The sequence below is a fragment of the Enterocloster clostridioformis genome (assembly GCF_020297485.1).
Taxonomy (GTDB): domain Bacteria; phylum Bacillota; class Clostridia; order Lachnospirales; family Lachnospiraceae; genus Enterocloster; species Enterocloster clostridioformis.
In genome coordinates this window covers 1,125,575-1,141,231 of the sequence record NZ_JAIWZC010000001.1, presented here as the reverse complement: position 1 = coordinate 1,141,231, position 15,657 = coordinate 1,125,575, and the positions used below count along the sequence as shown (strand labels likewise).

Below are 15,657 nucleotides of genomic sequence, written 5' to 3'. Positions count from 1 at the left end.
CTTCTTTGAGAAGGGAATATGGAATCAGTACCGCATTGTTATCGTTGCAGCGCGGTATGAAACTGGCAGCTTGACACACAGAAAGGACATGACTTCATGGATCAGAACCGGATGGATTTTGATATTGGGGCAGATAAACTGCGTGAGGAGTGCGGGGTTTTTGGGATGTATGATTTTGATGGGAACGACGTGGCCCGGGCCATATACTACGGGCTTTTTGCCCTGCAGCACCGGGGACAGGAAAGCTGCGGTATAGCGGTGAGCGACACAGAAGGACCCAAGGGGAGGGTAGCGGCCCATAAGGGGATGGGCCTTTGCAACGAGGTATTTACGCCGGAGGCGCTGGAGAGTCTGAAGGGCAATATCGGCGTGGGCCATGTGCGGTATTCCACGGCCGGCAGCAGTACCCGGGAAAACGCGCAGCCTTTGGTGCTCAATTATGTAAAAGGAACCCTGGGTCTGGCCCACAACGGCAACCTGGTCAATGCGCCTGAGCTGCGCCATGAGCTGGAGTACACAGGGGCTATTTTCCAGACTACCATTGACTCGGAGGTCATTGCCTACCATATAGCCAGGGCCAGGATTCATACCCCAAATGTGGAGAGCGCAGTGGCCGCAGCCATGAAGAAGCTGAAGGGAGCCTACTCCCTGGTAATCATGAGTCCCCGCAAGCTGATTGGAGCGAGAGACCCCATGGGCTTCAAGCCTTTGTGTATCGGGAAACGGGATAATGCCTACATCCTGGCGTCAGAGACATGCGCCCTGGAGACCATAGGGGCTGAGTTTGTCCGGGATGTGGAGCCGGGGGAAATCGTGACCATCACGGCGGACGGCATATCCTCTGATAAGGAGATGTGCCTGGCTGACCCTTCCGGAGAAGCCAGATGTATCTTTGAGTATATTTATTTTGCCAGACCGGACAGTGTTTTTGACGGAGTGAGCGTTTATAAGGCCAGGATTCAGGCCGGCCGGTTCCTGGCTGTGGATTCACCGGTGGAGGCAGACCTGGTGGTGGGCGTGCCTGAATCCGGCAATGCGGCGGCTCTGGGCTATGCCATGGAATCCGGGATTCCATACGGAACAGCTTTTGTGAAGAATTCCTACGTGGGAAGGACCTTCATCAAGCCAAAGCAGAGCAGCAGGGAATCTGCGGTGCGAATCAAACTCAATGTGTTAAAGGAGGCTGTGGCCGGAAAAAGGGTCATCATGATTGACGACTCCATTGTCCGGGGAACCACCAGCGCTCTGATTGTGAAGATGCTGCGCGACGCGGGCGCCAGGGAGGTCCATGTGAGAATCAGCGCACCGCCATTTTTACACCCCTGCTATTTTGGCACGGACATTCCATCGGAGGACCAGCTCATTGCCCATGGAAGGACTGTGGATGAAGTGAGGGAAATCATCGGGGCAGACACCCTTTCCTTTTTAAGGCAGGAGCGGCTGTCACAGATGGCATCTGAAAGGCCTGTCTGCACCGCGTGCTTTACAGGGAATTATCCTATGGAGCCGCCTTCCCAGGACATCCGGGGCAGCTATGAGAAATAGGCCGCGGGCATTTAAAAAAGTTATTGTATATGATATGATAGAAAACATGAAATCAACGAATACGGAGGATATGACATGAGTGACCACGACAGATATGTAAGCCCTCTTTCTGAGCGCTATGCCAGCAGGGAGATGCAGTACATCTTTTCACCTGACATGAAGTTCTGCACCTGGAGAAAGCTCTGGATTGCGCTGGCTGAGACAGAGAAGGAGCTGGGGCTTTCCATCACGGACGAGCAGATTGAGGAACTGAAGGCCCATTCAGAGGAAATCAATTATGATGTGGCTAAGGCCAGGGAGAAGGAAGTCCGCCATGATGTCATGAGCCATGTCTATGCTTACGGCGTACAATGCCCTAAGGCAAAGGGAATTATCCATTTGGGGGCCACCTCCTGTTACGTGGGAGATAATACGGACATTATCATCATGACCGAGGCCCTGAAGCTGGTGAGGAAGAAACTGATCAACGTACTTGCGGAGCTGTCCGGTTTCGCTGAAACATACAAGGACCTTCCCACCCTTGCGTTTACCCACTTCCAGCCGGCCCAGCCAACCACGGTTGGTAAGCGCGCCACCCTGTGGATGATGGAGCTTAAGCTGGATTTGGATGACCTGGATTACCTGATCGGTTCCATGCGCCTTCTGGGTTCCAAGGGAACCACCGGCACCCAGGCCAGCTTCCTGGAGCTTTTTGACGGGGACCATGAGAAATGCCGCCGTCTGGATGCAAGAATTGCGGAGAAGATGGGATTTGTGGGCTGCTATCCGGTATCCGGCCAGACCTATTCACGAAAAGTGGACAGCCGTGTCATAAGCGTCCTGGCAGGCATTGCCCAGAGCGCTCACAAGTTTTCCAATGACATCCGTCTTCTGCAGCATCTGAAGGAAGTGGAGGAGCCATTTGAGAAGAAGCAAATCGGTTCATCCGCCATGGCCTATAAGAGGAATCCCATGCGCAGCGAGCGCATTGCCTCCCTGGCCAATTATGTGATGAGCGATATGATGAATCCCATGCTGGTGGCGTCCACCCAGTGGTTTGAGAGAACCCTGGACGACTCTGCCAACAAGAGACTGTCCGTGCCGGAAGGCTTCCTGGCAGTGGACGGCATCTTAGACCTGTACCTGAACGTGGTGGACGGCCTGGTGGTATATCCTAAGGTCATTGAAAAGCACCTGATGGCAGAGCTTCCCTTCATGGCCACAGAGAATATCATGATGGACGCGGTAAAGGCAGGGGGCGATCGTCAGGAACTCCATGAGCGGATTCGCGAGCTGTCCATGGAGGCAGGAAAGAACGTAAAGGAAAAGGGCCTGGATAACAACCTCCTGGAACTGATAGCAGCTGACCCGGTCTTTAATCTTTCCCTGGATGAACTGAAAAAGACCATGGATCCGTCCCGCTATGTCGGGCGTTCTCCTAAGCAGGTGGAGGAATTCCTGGAAGAGGTCATTAAGCCGCTGCTTGAGGAAAACGCGGGAGAGCTGGGAGTGACGGCGGAGATTTCTATATAATAAACATATTCCATAACCTTGCCATGGCAAGAATCCTGCCTTGCAATCCCCCTATTTTATGTTATGATATATCCATAAGAATTGATTTTGATTATATCATCTTTTGATAAGGGGAAATTATGGATGAATGTGAACTTTGAGTACTATAAAGTATTTTACCATGTATGCGCCCACGGCAGCCTGACCGCTGCCGCCCAGGAACTGTGTATCTCCCAGCCGGCTGTAAGCCAGGCTGTGCGGCAGTTGGAAAAGGAAGCCGGGACAAAGCTGTTCCTCCGTACTTCCAAAGGGGTGCAGCTGACCCGGGAAGGAGAGCTTCTATACCACTATGTAAAGCCTGGAGTGGAGGAGCTGCTGGAAGGCGGGAAGATGCTGGAGCGGATGCTGAATATGGATGTGGGGGAAGTACGGATTGGGGCCAGCGATATGACGCTGCAGTTTTATCTTCTTCCTTATCTGGAACAGTTTCACCGGGAATATCCTAAGATTAAGGTGAATGTTACCAATGCGCCTACCCCGGAAACCATCAAAAGCCTGGAAGAGGGCAGGATCGATTTTGGGGTTGTGACCTCTCCCTTTACCAGCAGGGGGACTGTCAGGCAGTTTCAGGTCAAGGCCATTCGCAATGTTTTCATAGCAGGCAGCAGCTTCCGGGAATTGGAAGGGCGGGAGCTGGAGTACAAGGAGCTGGAGGCTTTTCCGTGTATAGCGCTGGAAAAGAATACAAGTACCAGAACCTTTATGGACGCCTTTCTGGCGCAGCAGGGGACTCTGCTTAAGCCGGAATTTGAGCTGGCCATCAGCGATATGATTGTGCAGTTTGCCAGGCGCAACATGGGGATTGGGTGCGTCATGGAGGGATTTGCCGAGGATGCCATAATGAGAGGCGAGGTATTCCGGCTGAAATTCAAACAAGAGATGCCTCTTAGGCATATGTGCGTGGTGACGGGAGAGTCCAGCCTGATTTCCATGCCGGGGCGCAGGCTGTTAGATATGATGGCCTGCGGTCAGGCGGCGGTTGAGCAGCCGACAGGCGGCAGATGATAGATTATGGGCTTTCTTCGGAGGAAAGACATAAACAATGCTTATGGAGAACATAATAAAGAACGTCTTTACTTATGGTATAGGTTGTAGTAAATTAGGTAAGGATAAGATACACAGGAATGCGTGTCCATCCTTTCATGAACTGCAAATGAGCATTGAACGGGAGATACCCGAAGGAGGATTTTAGTATGGTCAGAGCAATTGTAGGTGCTAACTGGGGTGACGAGGGAAAGGGTAAGATTACGGATATGCTTGCCAAGGAGTCTGACATTATCATCCGTTTCCAGGGCGGAAGTAATGCGGGCCACACCATTATCAATGATTATGGCAAGTTTGCCCTTCACCTTCTTCCATCAGGCGTGTTTTATCAGCATACAACCAGCATCATTGGCAATGGAGTGGCTCTCAATATCCCTTATCTGATTCAGGAAATTGAGTCGCTGGTGGAGCGGGGCGTGCCAAAGCCCAGAATCCTGGTTTCCGACAGGGCTCAGATTCTCATGCCGTACCATGTGCTGTTTGACACCTACGAGGAAGCGCGTCTGGCCGGAAAATCCTTTGGTTCCACCAAGTCCGGTATTGCTCCCTTTTATTCAGATAAATATGCCAAGATTGGTTTCCAGATCAGCGAACTTTTTGACGAGGATCTGCTGAGGGAAAAGGCATGCAGGGTTTGCGAGCTGAAAAATGTGCTTCTGGAACACCTGTACCATAAACCTCTTCTGGATCCTGAGGAAATCATTAAGGAGCTTCTCAGCTGCCGTGATATGATTGCGCCGTATGTATGCGATACATCCGCTTATCTTCATGAGGCCATCAAGGAAGGAAAGAATATCCTCTTAGAGGGTCAGCTGGGCTCCCTTAAGGACCCTGATCATGGAATTTATCCCATGGTCACATCTTCTTCCACGCTGGCTGCCTATGGAGCCATCGGCGCAGGCATTCCTCCGTATGAGATTAAGGATATCACGACGGTTGTAAAAGCTTATTCCAGTGCAGTGGGCGCCGGTGCCTTTGTCAGTGAGATATTTGGGGACGAGGCGGATGAACTGAGAAACCGGGGAGGCGACGGCGGAGAGTACGGCGCCACCACGGGAAGGCCCAGACGCGTGGGCTGGTTCGATGCGGTGGCTACCAGATACGGATGCCGGATTCAGGGGACCACGGAAGTGGCATTTACAGTGCTGGATGTGCTGGGCTATCTGGACGAGATACCGGTATGCGTTGGTTATGAGATTGACGGACAGGTCACCAGGGAATTCCCGACTACGTCTAAGCTTGAGAAGGCCAGACCGGTCCTTACCAGACTGCCCGGCTGGAAATGCGGTATCCGCGGCATTAAGCGGTACCAGGATCTTCCGGAGAATTGCCGCAAATACATTGAATTCGTGGAGAAGGAAATTGAAGCTCCTATTTCAATGGTATCCAACGGACCGGGAAGAGACGACATTATCATGCGCAAGTAAATATGGAATATTAAAAACAGGACCATACGGCAGCAGCCGGCGGGTCCTGTTTTGCGTCATCTTATCCTCACATCGTCGTCATATCTCTGCGTTCTGTGTGTTGAATGCGTTCCGCCGCATTCTGCATGGGCGGATTTTCGGTCAGCACACGGTATATTTCCCTCTGGTTCATGCTGGAGCGGTGCTTTTCCATAGCGCTCCTGCTTTCCCTCGTCACAATTCATCTTTCAAATCCGCGTCAGTTGTATCCGAAAGGGTCTGTTTTGCGTCATCATCCATGCCCTCAAAGGGATCGGATGGTTTCAGCACTCTGGTCATAAGCCCCATGGCGTACAGTATGATGGGGATAAACACCAGGGAGAAGATAACCGCCATGAGATAATTCTTTGGCGCGCCCATGGCGGCCAGCACGATGGCCAGAATAAAAAGTCCTGATAACAGGACGGCTCCTAAGAGGGCAAATATACGTTTCAGTTTCATTGAACAGCTCCTTTCTGAGGCATCAGGCCTTCTCCGCCAATTCTTCCCATCTCTGGTAAAGCTTTTCCAGCAGTCCGGCTATTTCCTCTTTTTCCTTATTCAGCTCCATGAGCCGGGGCACATCGGTGTATACTTCTTCCCGTGTGAGCAGGGCGTCAATCTCGCTGTCCCTGGTCTCTAGGGAGTGAATGGAATCCTCTGTTTTTTTGAGCTCGTTCTGAATCCTGCGTATGCGGGCCTGTTCCTCCTTCTGAGCCTTCCATTCCAGTTTCAGGTCGTTTTGGGAACCCTGGGAGGGCCGGCCTGAGGCTTGGGAGAGATTGGGTACAGAGGACGTACGCTTGTTCCTGGCCGCAAATGCGGCTTCCACAGCATCCTTTTTCTCCAGATAATAGTCGTAGCTGCCGATGTAATTAATCAGGGACTGTCCGGTCAAATCCAAAATTCTGGTGGCTGTGCGGTTGATGAAATACCGGTCGTGGGACACATAGAGTACGGTTCCGGTGTAGCGGCACAGGGCGCTTTCCAGGATTTCCTTGGAGGTGATGTCCAGGTGGTTGGTTGGCTCGTCTAACAACAGGAAATTGGCGTCGGAAAGCATCAGCTTGGCCAGGGAAACGCGTCCGCGCTCACCGCCGCTTAGATCGCGGATTAATTTGAACACATCATCCCCTGTAAAGAGAAAGGACGCCAGGGTGTTGCGGATCTGGGTATTGTTCATGTTGGGATAGGTGTCCTGGATTTCGTCAAACAGGGTCTTATCCATATGAAGAACCTGGTGTTCCTGGTCGTAGTAGCCGATGTGCACCTTGGAGCCCAGACGTATCTCGCCGGCATCGGCGGACAGCAGCTGATTGATGATTTTAAGGAGAGTGGTCTTGCCGGTGCCATTGCTGCCGATGATGGCCACCCGCTCCCCGCGTTTGATTTCAAAATTTACGTCCGTAAACAAAGTCTGGCTGTCAAAGGACTTGCTCAGACCGGTGACGGTAAGCACATCCTTGCCGCTTTCCACATCCGGCTCCAGCCGGATGTCCATGGAGTCGTCGATATCCATGGGCTTTTCCAGCCGGTCAATCTTTTCCAGCATCTTTTCCCGGCTCTCGGCCCTGCGGATGGATTTTTCCCGGTTAAAGGATTTAAGTTTGGCAATAACCGCCTCCTGGTGCCTGATTTCCTGCTGCTGATTTAAGTATGCCCGGATTCTGGCGTCACGGAGCATGGCTTTTTTGTCGCTGTAGGCAGTGTAATTGCCGCTGAATACGGTTCCGGTTCCATTGTCCAGCTCCACGATTTTTGTCACCACCCGGTCCAGAAAATAACGGTCATGGGCAACGATGATTACGCTGCCGCTGTAAGTCTTAAGGTATGTCTCCAGCCAGGCAATGGATTCCATGTCCAGGTGGTTGGTAGGCTCGTCAAGGAGCAGGATATCAGGTTTGGTCAGCAGGAGCTTGCCCAGGGACACGCGGGTTTTCTGGCCGCCGGACAGGGCGTTGATGGGCTTTGAAAATTCCTCCTCGGCAAAGCCAAGACCCTTTAAAACGCCGGTAATTTCGCTGCGGCAGGCATAGCCGCCCTCCAACTCAAACTGGTGGGTCAGGCGGCTGTATTCCTCCAGCATGGCTTCCAGGCTCTCGCCGGACGCGCTTTTCATGTCCAGTTCCAGGGTACGGATGCGTTCTTCCATCTGAAGGATGGGCCGCTTGACCTCCAGCAGGGCGTCGTGGATGGTGCTCTCGCTGTTCAGGTCCTGGTGCTGGGCCAGGTAGCCGATGGAGGCTCCCCTCCCCAGCGCCACGCACCCCTCGTCGGAGGCCAGTTCCCCGATGATGATTTTAAGGAGGGTGGACTTGCCGGCGCCGTTGATTCCGACGATGGCTGCCTTTTCATGGTCTTCCAGGTGGAAGGAAACCTGCTTTAATATATGTTTCTCTCCAAATGATTTGCTTATATTGCTGCATGATAAAATCATGGTAAACTCCTTTAAAAACGACATATTTAGCTCTCCCAAGTATAATATACGAGGACGATTTTTTCAAGAACATATGTAAACGTGTTTGACATTTTTTTGACGTCTGTTTATAATGGAACTATTAGAGTTTTGACAGAACTGCACAATGGGAAGGTGGATACATCATGGAACGCAAGGAGATTTCGAAGGCAGTGATTTCTAGGCTGCCCCGTTATTACCGTTATTTAGGTGAATTAATAGAGGAAGGTGTGGAGCGTATATCTTCCAATGAGCTGAGCTCCAGAATGAAAGTGACCGCATCTCAGATCCGTCAGGATCTGAATAATTTCGGCGGATTCGGCCAGCAGGGATACGGCTATAATGTAAAGTACCTCTATTCGGAAATCGCCAAGATACTTGGGATTGACAGACAGCACAATGTGATCATCATCGGAGCAGGAAACCTGGGACAGGCGATTGCCAATTATACGAATTTTGAGCGCAGGGGCTTTGTTATCAGGGGAATGTTTGATATTAACCCCAAACTGATCGGGCTGGTCATCAGGGGAATTGAGATTCGCTCCGTGGATGATTTGGAGACGTTTATCAGGGAGAATGAGATTCAGATTGCTGCTCTGACCATCCCGAAGACAAAGGCGCCGGAGATTGCGGACCGCCTGGTAAACGCGGGAATCAGGGCTATCTGGAATTTTGCTCACACGGATTTGGTGGTACCGGAGGACGTGGTGGTGGAGAACGTACACCTGTCCGAGAGCCTGATGCGTCTTTCCTACCGGGTCAGCAGCATGTACGACCTGCAGGAGGAGAAAAAGAATGCGTTAAAGTAAATGTTTAGGAAGACAGCACCATGATACTTGGAGTTGGAACAGATTTAGTTGAAATCAGACGCATGGAAAGAGCCTGTAAAAAGGATTATTTTGTGGTGCGCACATTTACGGATATGGAAAGCCGGCAAGCAAAGGGGTCCGCCTCTAAGCTGGCCGGCTCTTTTGCTGTGAAGGAAGCGGTTGCAAAGGCCCTGGGAACGGGGTTTCGGACCTTCATGCCCATCGACGTGGAGGTGCTCAGGGACGATGTGGGAAAACCCTATGTCCGCCTTTACAGAGGCGCCCTGGCCCGGTTTCAGGAGATGGGGATGGAACGCCTGGAGGTGTCCATCACCAATACAAGGGAGTATGCCATGGCGTTTGCGGTGGGAGAAGGAAGGATAAAGGAGGTACAGTCATATGAGGATGCTGGTAACGGGAAAACAGATGAAAGCCATTGATGCATACACCATCCATACCATAGGTGTTCCGTCCCTGGTCCTGATGGAGCGGGCAGCTCTTAAGGTGGCCCAGGCAGCGGAGCGTCTGTGGAAAAAAGGGGATACAATCTGGGCAGTGTGCGGCACCGGCAATAACGGGGCCGACGGCGTGGCGGCAGCCAGGATGCTTCATTTAAAAGGATATCCGGTGCGGGTATTTCTGGTGGGAAATCCGGATAAGGGAACAGAGGAATTCAGGACGCAGCTTACCATTGCAGGCAATGTGGGTCTTTCCTCCCTGCCCTGGCAGGAAGGGGAGAAGGAGGAATGCGGCCTTCTCATAGACGCGGTGTTCGGCGTGGGACTGAGCCGCCCTGTTGAGGGGGAGTACAGGCAGTGTATTAAGATGCTGGGGGCCAAGTCCATCCGCAGTACCGTTGCGGTGGATGTGCCGTCAGGCATCCACGGGGATACGGGGACTGTCATGGGTATTGCCCTGAGGGCGGATTTGACCGTTACCTTTGGATGGGAGAAAACCGGGACAGCCCTGTATCCGGGCCGGGAGTACGCGGGCCGGGTGGAAGTGGCTGATATCGGATTTCCCGGACAGGCTCTGGATGCGGTGAAGGAAGCGGAAGGGACGGCGGCAGGTGATTTTGCCGTCACCTACGGGGATGATGATTTGAAACGGATTCCCAGGCGGCCTGCCTATTCCAACAAGGGAACCTTTGGTAAGGTGCTGATTGTGGCAGGGTCCAGGAATATGTGCGGGGCCGCTTACCTGAGCGCCTTATCCGCATACAGGACAGGGGCGGGACTGGTAAAACTGCTTACGGTGGAGGAAAACCGGCAGATTCTCCAGGAACGCCTGCCTGAGGCCATTGTAGCCACCTACACTCCGGACCAGCTCATGGAGGGCAGGGATGAATTCAGGAAGATGATAGAAGCCCAGATGGAATGGGCTGACGTGGTGGTACTGGGACCGGGACTGGGAAACGGACCCTATGTGGAATACCTGGTGGAGGATATACTGACCAGCGCGTTCGTGCCTGTCATCATTGACGCGGACGGCCTGAACGCCATAGCGGGTCATCCGTACCTTACCTCTTACTATACGGAGAATATTATCGTGACGCCCCATCTGGGGGAAATGGCCCGGCTCACAGGGGAGTCCGTGGATCAGATTAAGGAGAACCTGGCAGCCACGGCCCTGGAGTATGCAGGCCGTTACGGCCTCACCTGTGTGTTAAAGGACGCGGCCACTGTCACCGCCGGACGGGACGGGAACCTGTACATCAATTCCAGCGGCAACAGCGCCATGGCAAAGGCAGGCTCCGGCGACGTGCTCACGGGGATCATAGCAGGCCTGATAGCCATTGGCATGGATGAGGAGGAGGCTGCCTGTCTGGGTGTATATCTTCACGGCCGGGCAGGGGACGCGGCTGCCTCTAAAAGCGGCGCCCACAGCCTGCTGGCTTCGGAACTGGCGGATGCCGTCGGCAGTGTGATGACCATGGTGTAAGGGCTGTCCCGCCGCGCCAATCACATAAAATACAATTGAGACCGGGCCGTGATAAGGGCCCGTGACACAGGAGGCAACAACAATGAATTCTTACAGCAGAGTTTACGCAGCCATTGACCTGGATGCGGTGGAATCCAATATGAGGGCAATGAAGGACAGCCTTCCTCCTTCCACTTCCATGATAGGGGTGGTAAAGGCCGACGGGTACGGACACGGGGCGGTTCCGGTGGCCAGAACCATTGAGCCTTATGTGGAAGGGTATGCGGTGGCAGCCATTGACGAGGCGGTTATTCTGCGCCGCCACGGCATCCAGAAAATGATTCTGGTACTGGGGGTGACCCATGAGAGCCGTTTTGGGGATTTGGTCCGGTACGATATACGCCCCGCCATGTTCCGCTATGAGGAGGCCGGAAAATTATCAGAAGCAGCTGTAAAAAACGGCGCCAGGGCAAACATCCATCTGGCGGTGGATACGGGCATGAGCCGGATTGGAATGACGCCGGATGAGGCGTCGGCGGACGAGGCGGCCAGGATAGCCAGGCTTCCCGGAATCCGCATCGAGGGTATGTTTACCCATTTTGCCAGGGCAGACGAGGCGGATAAGGCATTTTATGAGGCGCAGTATAAGAAATACAGGGATTTCTGTGAAATGCTCCACAGCAGGGGCGTGGATATCCCGATCCGCCACTGCTCCAACAGCGCCGGCATCGTGGAGGGGCTGGACTCCAACGGACTGGATATGGTGCGTGCCGGAATCTCCATTTACGGCCTGTACCCCTCAGACGAGGTGGTCCGGGACAGGGTGAAGCTGGTTCCTGCCATGGAGCTTAAGAGCTTTATCACATACATAAAGACCATTGAACCAGGTACGTCCGTGAGCTATGGCGGCACCTTTGTGGCGGACCGTCCCACGCGTGTGGCCACCATTCCTGTGGGATACGGGGACGGTTATCCGCGAAACCTCTCCAACAAGGGCGCGGTGCTCATACGGGGAAAACGGGCCGGGATCCTTGGAAGGATATGCATGGACCAGTTTATGGCAGATGTCACGGACATCCCGGAGGCGGCGGAAGGCGACCAGGTGACCCTGATTGGAAAGGATGGGGAGGAATGTATCACGGTGGAGGAACTGGCCCGTGTGGGCGGCGGTTTCCACTATGAAATCATCTGCGGAATCGGAAAACGGGTTCCCAGAGTCTACCTGCGGGACGGGAAGGCCATTGGGCAAAAGGATTACTTTAACGATATTTACGAGGGCTTTGGATATATGTAAAAGCCTACCAGGCTCAAAGAGAACGTCTGAATCATATGTTAGTAGTGTGGCGTAAAGCCGGCCGGATGCCCCGGTGTATCCGGGTTATGTATACACAGGTCAAAAATGTCAATACTAAGGTTGAATAAATTGACGGAGTGTGAACGATGTGATTATCAGACGTGGAGATATTTATTATGCGGATTTGCGGCCGGTGGTGGGATCGGAACAGGGGGGAGTGCGCCCTGTGCTGATTATTCAGAATGACGTGGGAAACAAGCACAGCCCCACGGTCATATGTGCGGCTATTACTTCCAGGATGAACAAAGCCAAGCTGCCCACCCATGTGGAGCTGCCCACCAGACGCTGTGCCATGATTAAGGATTCGGTCATTCTCCTGGAACAGCTGCGGACCATTGACAAACAGAGACTGAAGGAGAAAATCTGTCATATTGATGAGGAACTGCAGCAGAAGGTGGATGAGGCCCTTATGATTAGCCTGGAACTGCGTACATAAGCAGGCGGGGGCACCATGGGCAGGAATCATGGGCAGGAGCAACAGGCACCATTGACGAAATATGAGAAAAATGATATGATAAGCAGAGTTATGCCGTATTTTAGGGGGATAGCTCTGTTTTTTTTGGCAGGGCCCGACGGTTATGGTGTTTCATGAGTATGAAAGGAGTCTTTTTGTCATTATGGACGATGGTTATCCACCTGTCAGTATCCTCATATTGATAGGATTTATTCTTCTGGAGGCAATGTTTTACGGTTTTGGTTCGGCAATACAGAATGTGAATGAGGGGAAGCTGGAAGAAGAGGCGGCCGGGGGGAATAAAAAGGCCGCGCGCCTGTTAGAGATAGTGAACCGTCCCGTGCGGTTTGTCCATACCATCCAGGTCACTACCCATCTGATGGGTATGATTATAGGAGCGGCAATCCTTCCTGCCATGATTGGTATGGTGGAGCGCAGGTTCCTTCTGGGAAAGGTGCTGGCCTGGGCAGAACCGGCCCAGTTGATGGCGATGTCGGGTACGCCGTGGTACAGGAATCCGTCCTGGTGGCAGTGGGCGGGGGTTCTGGCCCTGGTCACCGTATTTGTCCTGGTGCTGGTCATCAGCTTCGGCATCATCATACCGAAACGTCTGGCGGCCAAGGAGCCTGAAAAGTGGGGATACCATATGCTTCCGGTTGTGCTCTTTTTCGCGGGGGTATTTCTGCCCCTGACACGCCTGATTACGTTGATTTCTTCCCTGGTGCTTAAGCCCTTTGGGGTGGACCTGGCGGATGACGACGGCAACGTCACAGAGGAGGATATCATGTCTATGGTCAATGAGGGCCATGAACAGGGCGTCCTGGAAGCGGATGAGACAGAGATGATAACCAATATCTTTGAGCTGGGGGACAAGGAAGCCGCGGATATCATGACGCACCGCACCAACATGACGGCCCTGGACGGCAGCATGAGCCTTAAGGAAGCAGTGGATTTCATCCTGAATGAGGGCGTAAATACCCGGTATCCTGTATACGGGGAGGACATAGATGATATCATCGGCATACTCCACATGCGCGATGCCATGGCCTTTGCGGAAAAGGAAGAGAACAGGGACAGGATGATTAAGGACATACCCGGCCTTTTGAGGGAAGCCAATTTCATACCTGAGACAAGGAACATAGACACCCTTTTCAAGGAGATGCAGTCCCGCAAGATCCACATGGAAATCGTGGTGGACGAGTACGGACAGACTGCCGGTCTTCTCACCATGGAGGATATACTGGAAGAAATCGTGGGCAACATCATGGATGAATACGATGAGGAAGAGGATTTCATACAGGCCATGGAGGATGGCACCTTTGTCATGAGCGGTCTTACGCCGTTGGAAGATGTGATGGAGACCCTGGATATTGAACTGCCGGAGGAGGACAGTGACACCTATGACACCCTGAACGGATATCTGGTCTCGCGGCTGGATCGCATCCCTCAGGAAGGGGAGAATCCCCAGGTGGAATTCGGCGGCTGGCTCTTTGAAGTGGAGCGGGCCGGTAATAAGATGATAGAGAGCGTCCGGGTCGTTCCTGTGCCGGAAGGCGGGAAGGCTGCGGACAGCGGGAAAGAATCGGTGGAAGAGAAGTATGATGCAGTTAATAGAGAGTACGAAGGAGATGTTTCGTGACAGCAGATTTTTAAGGAAGGCGCTTATGATTGCCTGTCCCGTGGCTCTGCAGGGAATGCTTAACACAGTGGTAAACCTGGCGGATACCCTGATGATTGGCACCATGGGGGCCACAGCCATAGCGGCAGTGGGACTGGCCAATAAGTTCTTCTTTGTTTTTTCGCTTCTGGTATTCGGAATTGTCAGCGGAAGCGGCGTACTGGCGGCCCAGTTCTGGGGAAACGGCGATTTAAGGAGCATACGGAAGGTCCTGGGGCTTTCCATCCTTCTGGCCCTGACAGGGGCCTTGTTCTTCGTTGTGCCGGCCCTTATGTCACCCCAATCCGTCATGCGCATATTTACCACCAGCCATGACAGCGTGGAGCTGGGGGCAAAGTATTTAAAGATAGCGGTTTTAACCTACCCCTTTCTTGCCATGACCAATGTATATGTGGCCATACTCAGGGCGGTGAACAAGGTTATATTCCCTGTCATAAGCAGCTGTATAGCCATTTTGATTAATATCTGCCTGAATTATGTGCTGATTTTCGGAAAGTTCGGCGCACCGGCCATGGGAGTGTCCGGCGCGGCCGTGGCCACCCTTATAGCAAGGACGATTGAGATTGTGCTGATTCTGGGGTACGTGTACGGAAAAAAGCTTCCGGTGGCCTGCGGACTCAGGGAGCTGTTTGGCTGGAGCGGCCTGTTCATCAGCCAGTTTTTCAGGACGTCAGCACCTGTCATTGCCAATGAGTTTATGTGGGGGCTGGGCACTACCATGTATTCCCTGGCCTACGGGCGCATGGGAGACGAGGCCGTGGCGGCCATCACCATCGCCACCACCATTCAGGATATCCTGGTGGTGCTGTTTCAGGGCCTGAGCGCGGCCACTGCCGTTATCCTGGGCAATGAGCTGGGGGCGGGCCATCTCAAACGGGCGGAGAAGTATGCGGTGCATTTCTTTATCCTCCAGTTCATTGCCACGGTAGGCGTGGCTGTGGTGCTGATTGGAATTCGGCGGCCCATCATCAGCCTTTACAACATCACGCCTGAGGTGGCCCGGAACGTAAGCCTGTGCATCCTGATTTTTGCGGCCTACATGCCGGCGAAGATGTTTAATTATGTCAATGTGGTGGGCGTGTTGAGAAGCGGAGGCGATACCAAGATGTGTCTGTTCCTTGATACCAGCGGCGTGTGGTTTATCGGCGTACCCCTGGCGTTTTTGGGAGCCCTGGTGTGGAGGCTGCCTATTTATACAGTGTATGCGCTGGTGATGACGGAAGAGGTATATAAGGCTGTGCTGGGATATATACGGTACAGGCAGAAAAAGTGGCTCAGAAACCTGGCGGCGGAGGTGGGGTGAGCCGGGCAGGGGGCTGAACCAAAGGGTTTGCGGGCGGCATTCGAGCCAGTGTCTAAGCCCGGCATCTCCTGCGGGCAATTAAGGGAGAGAATTTATCTT

The 15,657-nt window shown here is 53.1% G+C and carries 14 protein-coding genes; 12 read left to right on the top strand and 2 right to left on the bottom strand.

Annotated elements, in window-relative coordinates:
* The first annotated feature begins 96 nt into the window (after positions 1-96).
* The 4 genes from purF (at position 97) to LA360_RS05695 (ending at position 5,567) form a co-directional block, all read left to right on the top strand.
* Positions 97-1,545 carry an amidophosphoribosyltransferase gene (purF, locus tag LA360_RS05710; RefSeq protein WP_057571646.1) on the top strand — a complete coding sequence of 483 codons (1,449 nt, stop codon included), beginning with the start codon at positions 97-99 and terminating at the stop codon, positions 1,543-1,545.
* Between the two features lie 75 nt (positions 1,546-1,620).
* Positions 1,621-3,057 (top strand): adenylosuccinate lyase, encoded by a 1,437-nt coding sequence (gene purB / locus LA360_RS05705; protein WP_022202545.1) that lies wholly within the window; start codon positions 1,621-1,623, stop codon positions 3,055-3,057.
* A 123-nt stretch (positions 3,058-3,180) separates the two neighbouring features.
* Positions 3,181-4,101 (top strand): LysR family transcriptional regulator, encoded by a 921-nt coding sequence (locus LA360_RS05700; protein WP_022202546.1) that lies wholly within the window; start codon positions 3,181-3,183, stop codon positions 4,099-4,101.
* A gap of 188 nt (positions 4,102-4,289) precedes the next feature.
* A complete protein-coding gene (locus tag LA360_RS05695) occupies positions 4,290-5,567 on the top strand; it encodes an adenylosuccinate synthase (protein ID WP_112482763.1) in 1,278 nt (425 codons plus the stop codon).
* A 213-nt stretch (positions 5,568-5,780) separates the two neighbouring features.
* Here LA360_RS05695 and LA360_RS05690 read toward each other — a convergent pair whose 3' ends face one another.
* Positions 5,781-6,047, bottom strand: coding sequence for a hypothetical protein (locus LA360_RS05690; RefSeq protein ID WP_022202550.1), 267 nt, complete (start codon positions 6,045-6,047; stop codon positions 5,781-5,783).
* Between the two features lie 22 nt (positions 6,048-6,069).
* Positions 6,070-8,022: an ABC-F family ATP-binding cassette domain-containing protein gene (locus tag LA360_RS05685; protein WP_089775535.1), complete on the bottom strand. Its 1,953-nt coding sequence runs from the start codon at positions 8,020-8,022 to the stop codon at positions 6,070-6,072.
* 164 nt (positions 8,023-8,186) lie between these two features.
* Between LA360_RS05685 and LA360_RS05680 the strand changes: the two genes are divergently transcribed.
* The 8 genes from LA360_RS05680 to LA360_RS05645 all read left to right on the top strand — a co-directional run bounded on the left by LA360_RS05680 (position 8,187) and on the right by LA360_RS05645 (position 15,558).
* The gene (locus tag LA360_RS05680) at positions 8,187-8,849 is read left to right on the top strand and encodes a redox-sensing transcriptional repressor Rex (RefSeq protein WP_022202552.1); all 663 of its coding nucleotides are present in this window, start codon (positions 8,187-8,189) and stop codon (positions 8,847-8,849) included.
* A 20-nt stretch (positions 8,850-8,869) separates the two neighbouring features.
* Positions 8,870-9,289 carry a holo-ACP synthase gene (gene acpS, locus LA360_RS05675; RefSeq protein WP_022202553.1) on the top strand — a complete coding sequence of 140 codons (420 nt, stop codon included), beginning with the start codon at positions 8,870-8,872 and terminating at the stop codon, positions 9,287-9,289.
* The gene (locus tag LA360_RS05670) at positions 9,249-10,790 is read left to right on the top strand and encodes a bifunctional ADP-dependent NAD(P)H-hydrate dehydratase/NAD(P)H-hydrate epimerase (RefSeq protein ID WP_022202554.1); all 1,542 of its coding nucleotides are present in this window, start codon (positions 9,249-9,251) and stop codon (positions 10,788-10,790) included. Before acpS ends, LA360_RS05670 begins: the two co-directional genes overlap by 41 nt.
* Before the next feature lie 82 nt (positions 10,791-10,872).
* Entirely contained in the window at positions 10,873-12,063 is a 1,191-nt protein-coding gene (gene alr, locus LA360_RS05665) for an alanine racemase (protein WP_022202555.1), read from the top strand.
* A 148-nt stretch (positions 12,064-12,211) separates the two neighbouring features.
* Positions 12,212-12,559, top strand: coding sequence for a type II toxin-antitoxin system PemK/MazF family toxin (locus LA360_RS05660; protein WP_002567397.1), 348 nt, complete (start codon positions 12,212-12,214; stop codon positions 12,557-12,559).
* A gap of 15 nt (positions 12,560-12,574) precedes the next feature.
* On the top strand, positions 12,575-12,715 hold the full coding sequence (locus LA360_RS05655; protein ID WP_002595527.1) for a hypothetical protein: 141 nt from the start codon (positions 12,575-12,577) through the stop codon (positions 12,713-12,715).
* A gap of 25 nt (positions 12,716-12,740) precedes the next feature.
* Positions 12,741-14,216, top strand: coding sequence for a hemolysin family protein (locus LA360_RS05650; RefSeq protein WP_022202556.1), 1,476 nt, complete (start codon positions 12,741-12,743; stop codon positions 14,214-14,216).
* Entirely contained in the window at positions 14,176-15,558 is a 1,383-nt protein-coding gene (locus LA360_RS05645; RefSeq protein WP_022202557.1) for an MATE family efflux transporter, read from the top strand. Before LA360_RS05650 ends, LA360_RS05645 begins: the two co-directional genes overlap by 41 nt.
* Positions 15,559-15,657: the final 99 nt, after the last annotated feature.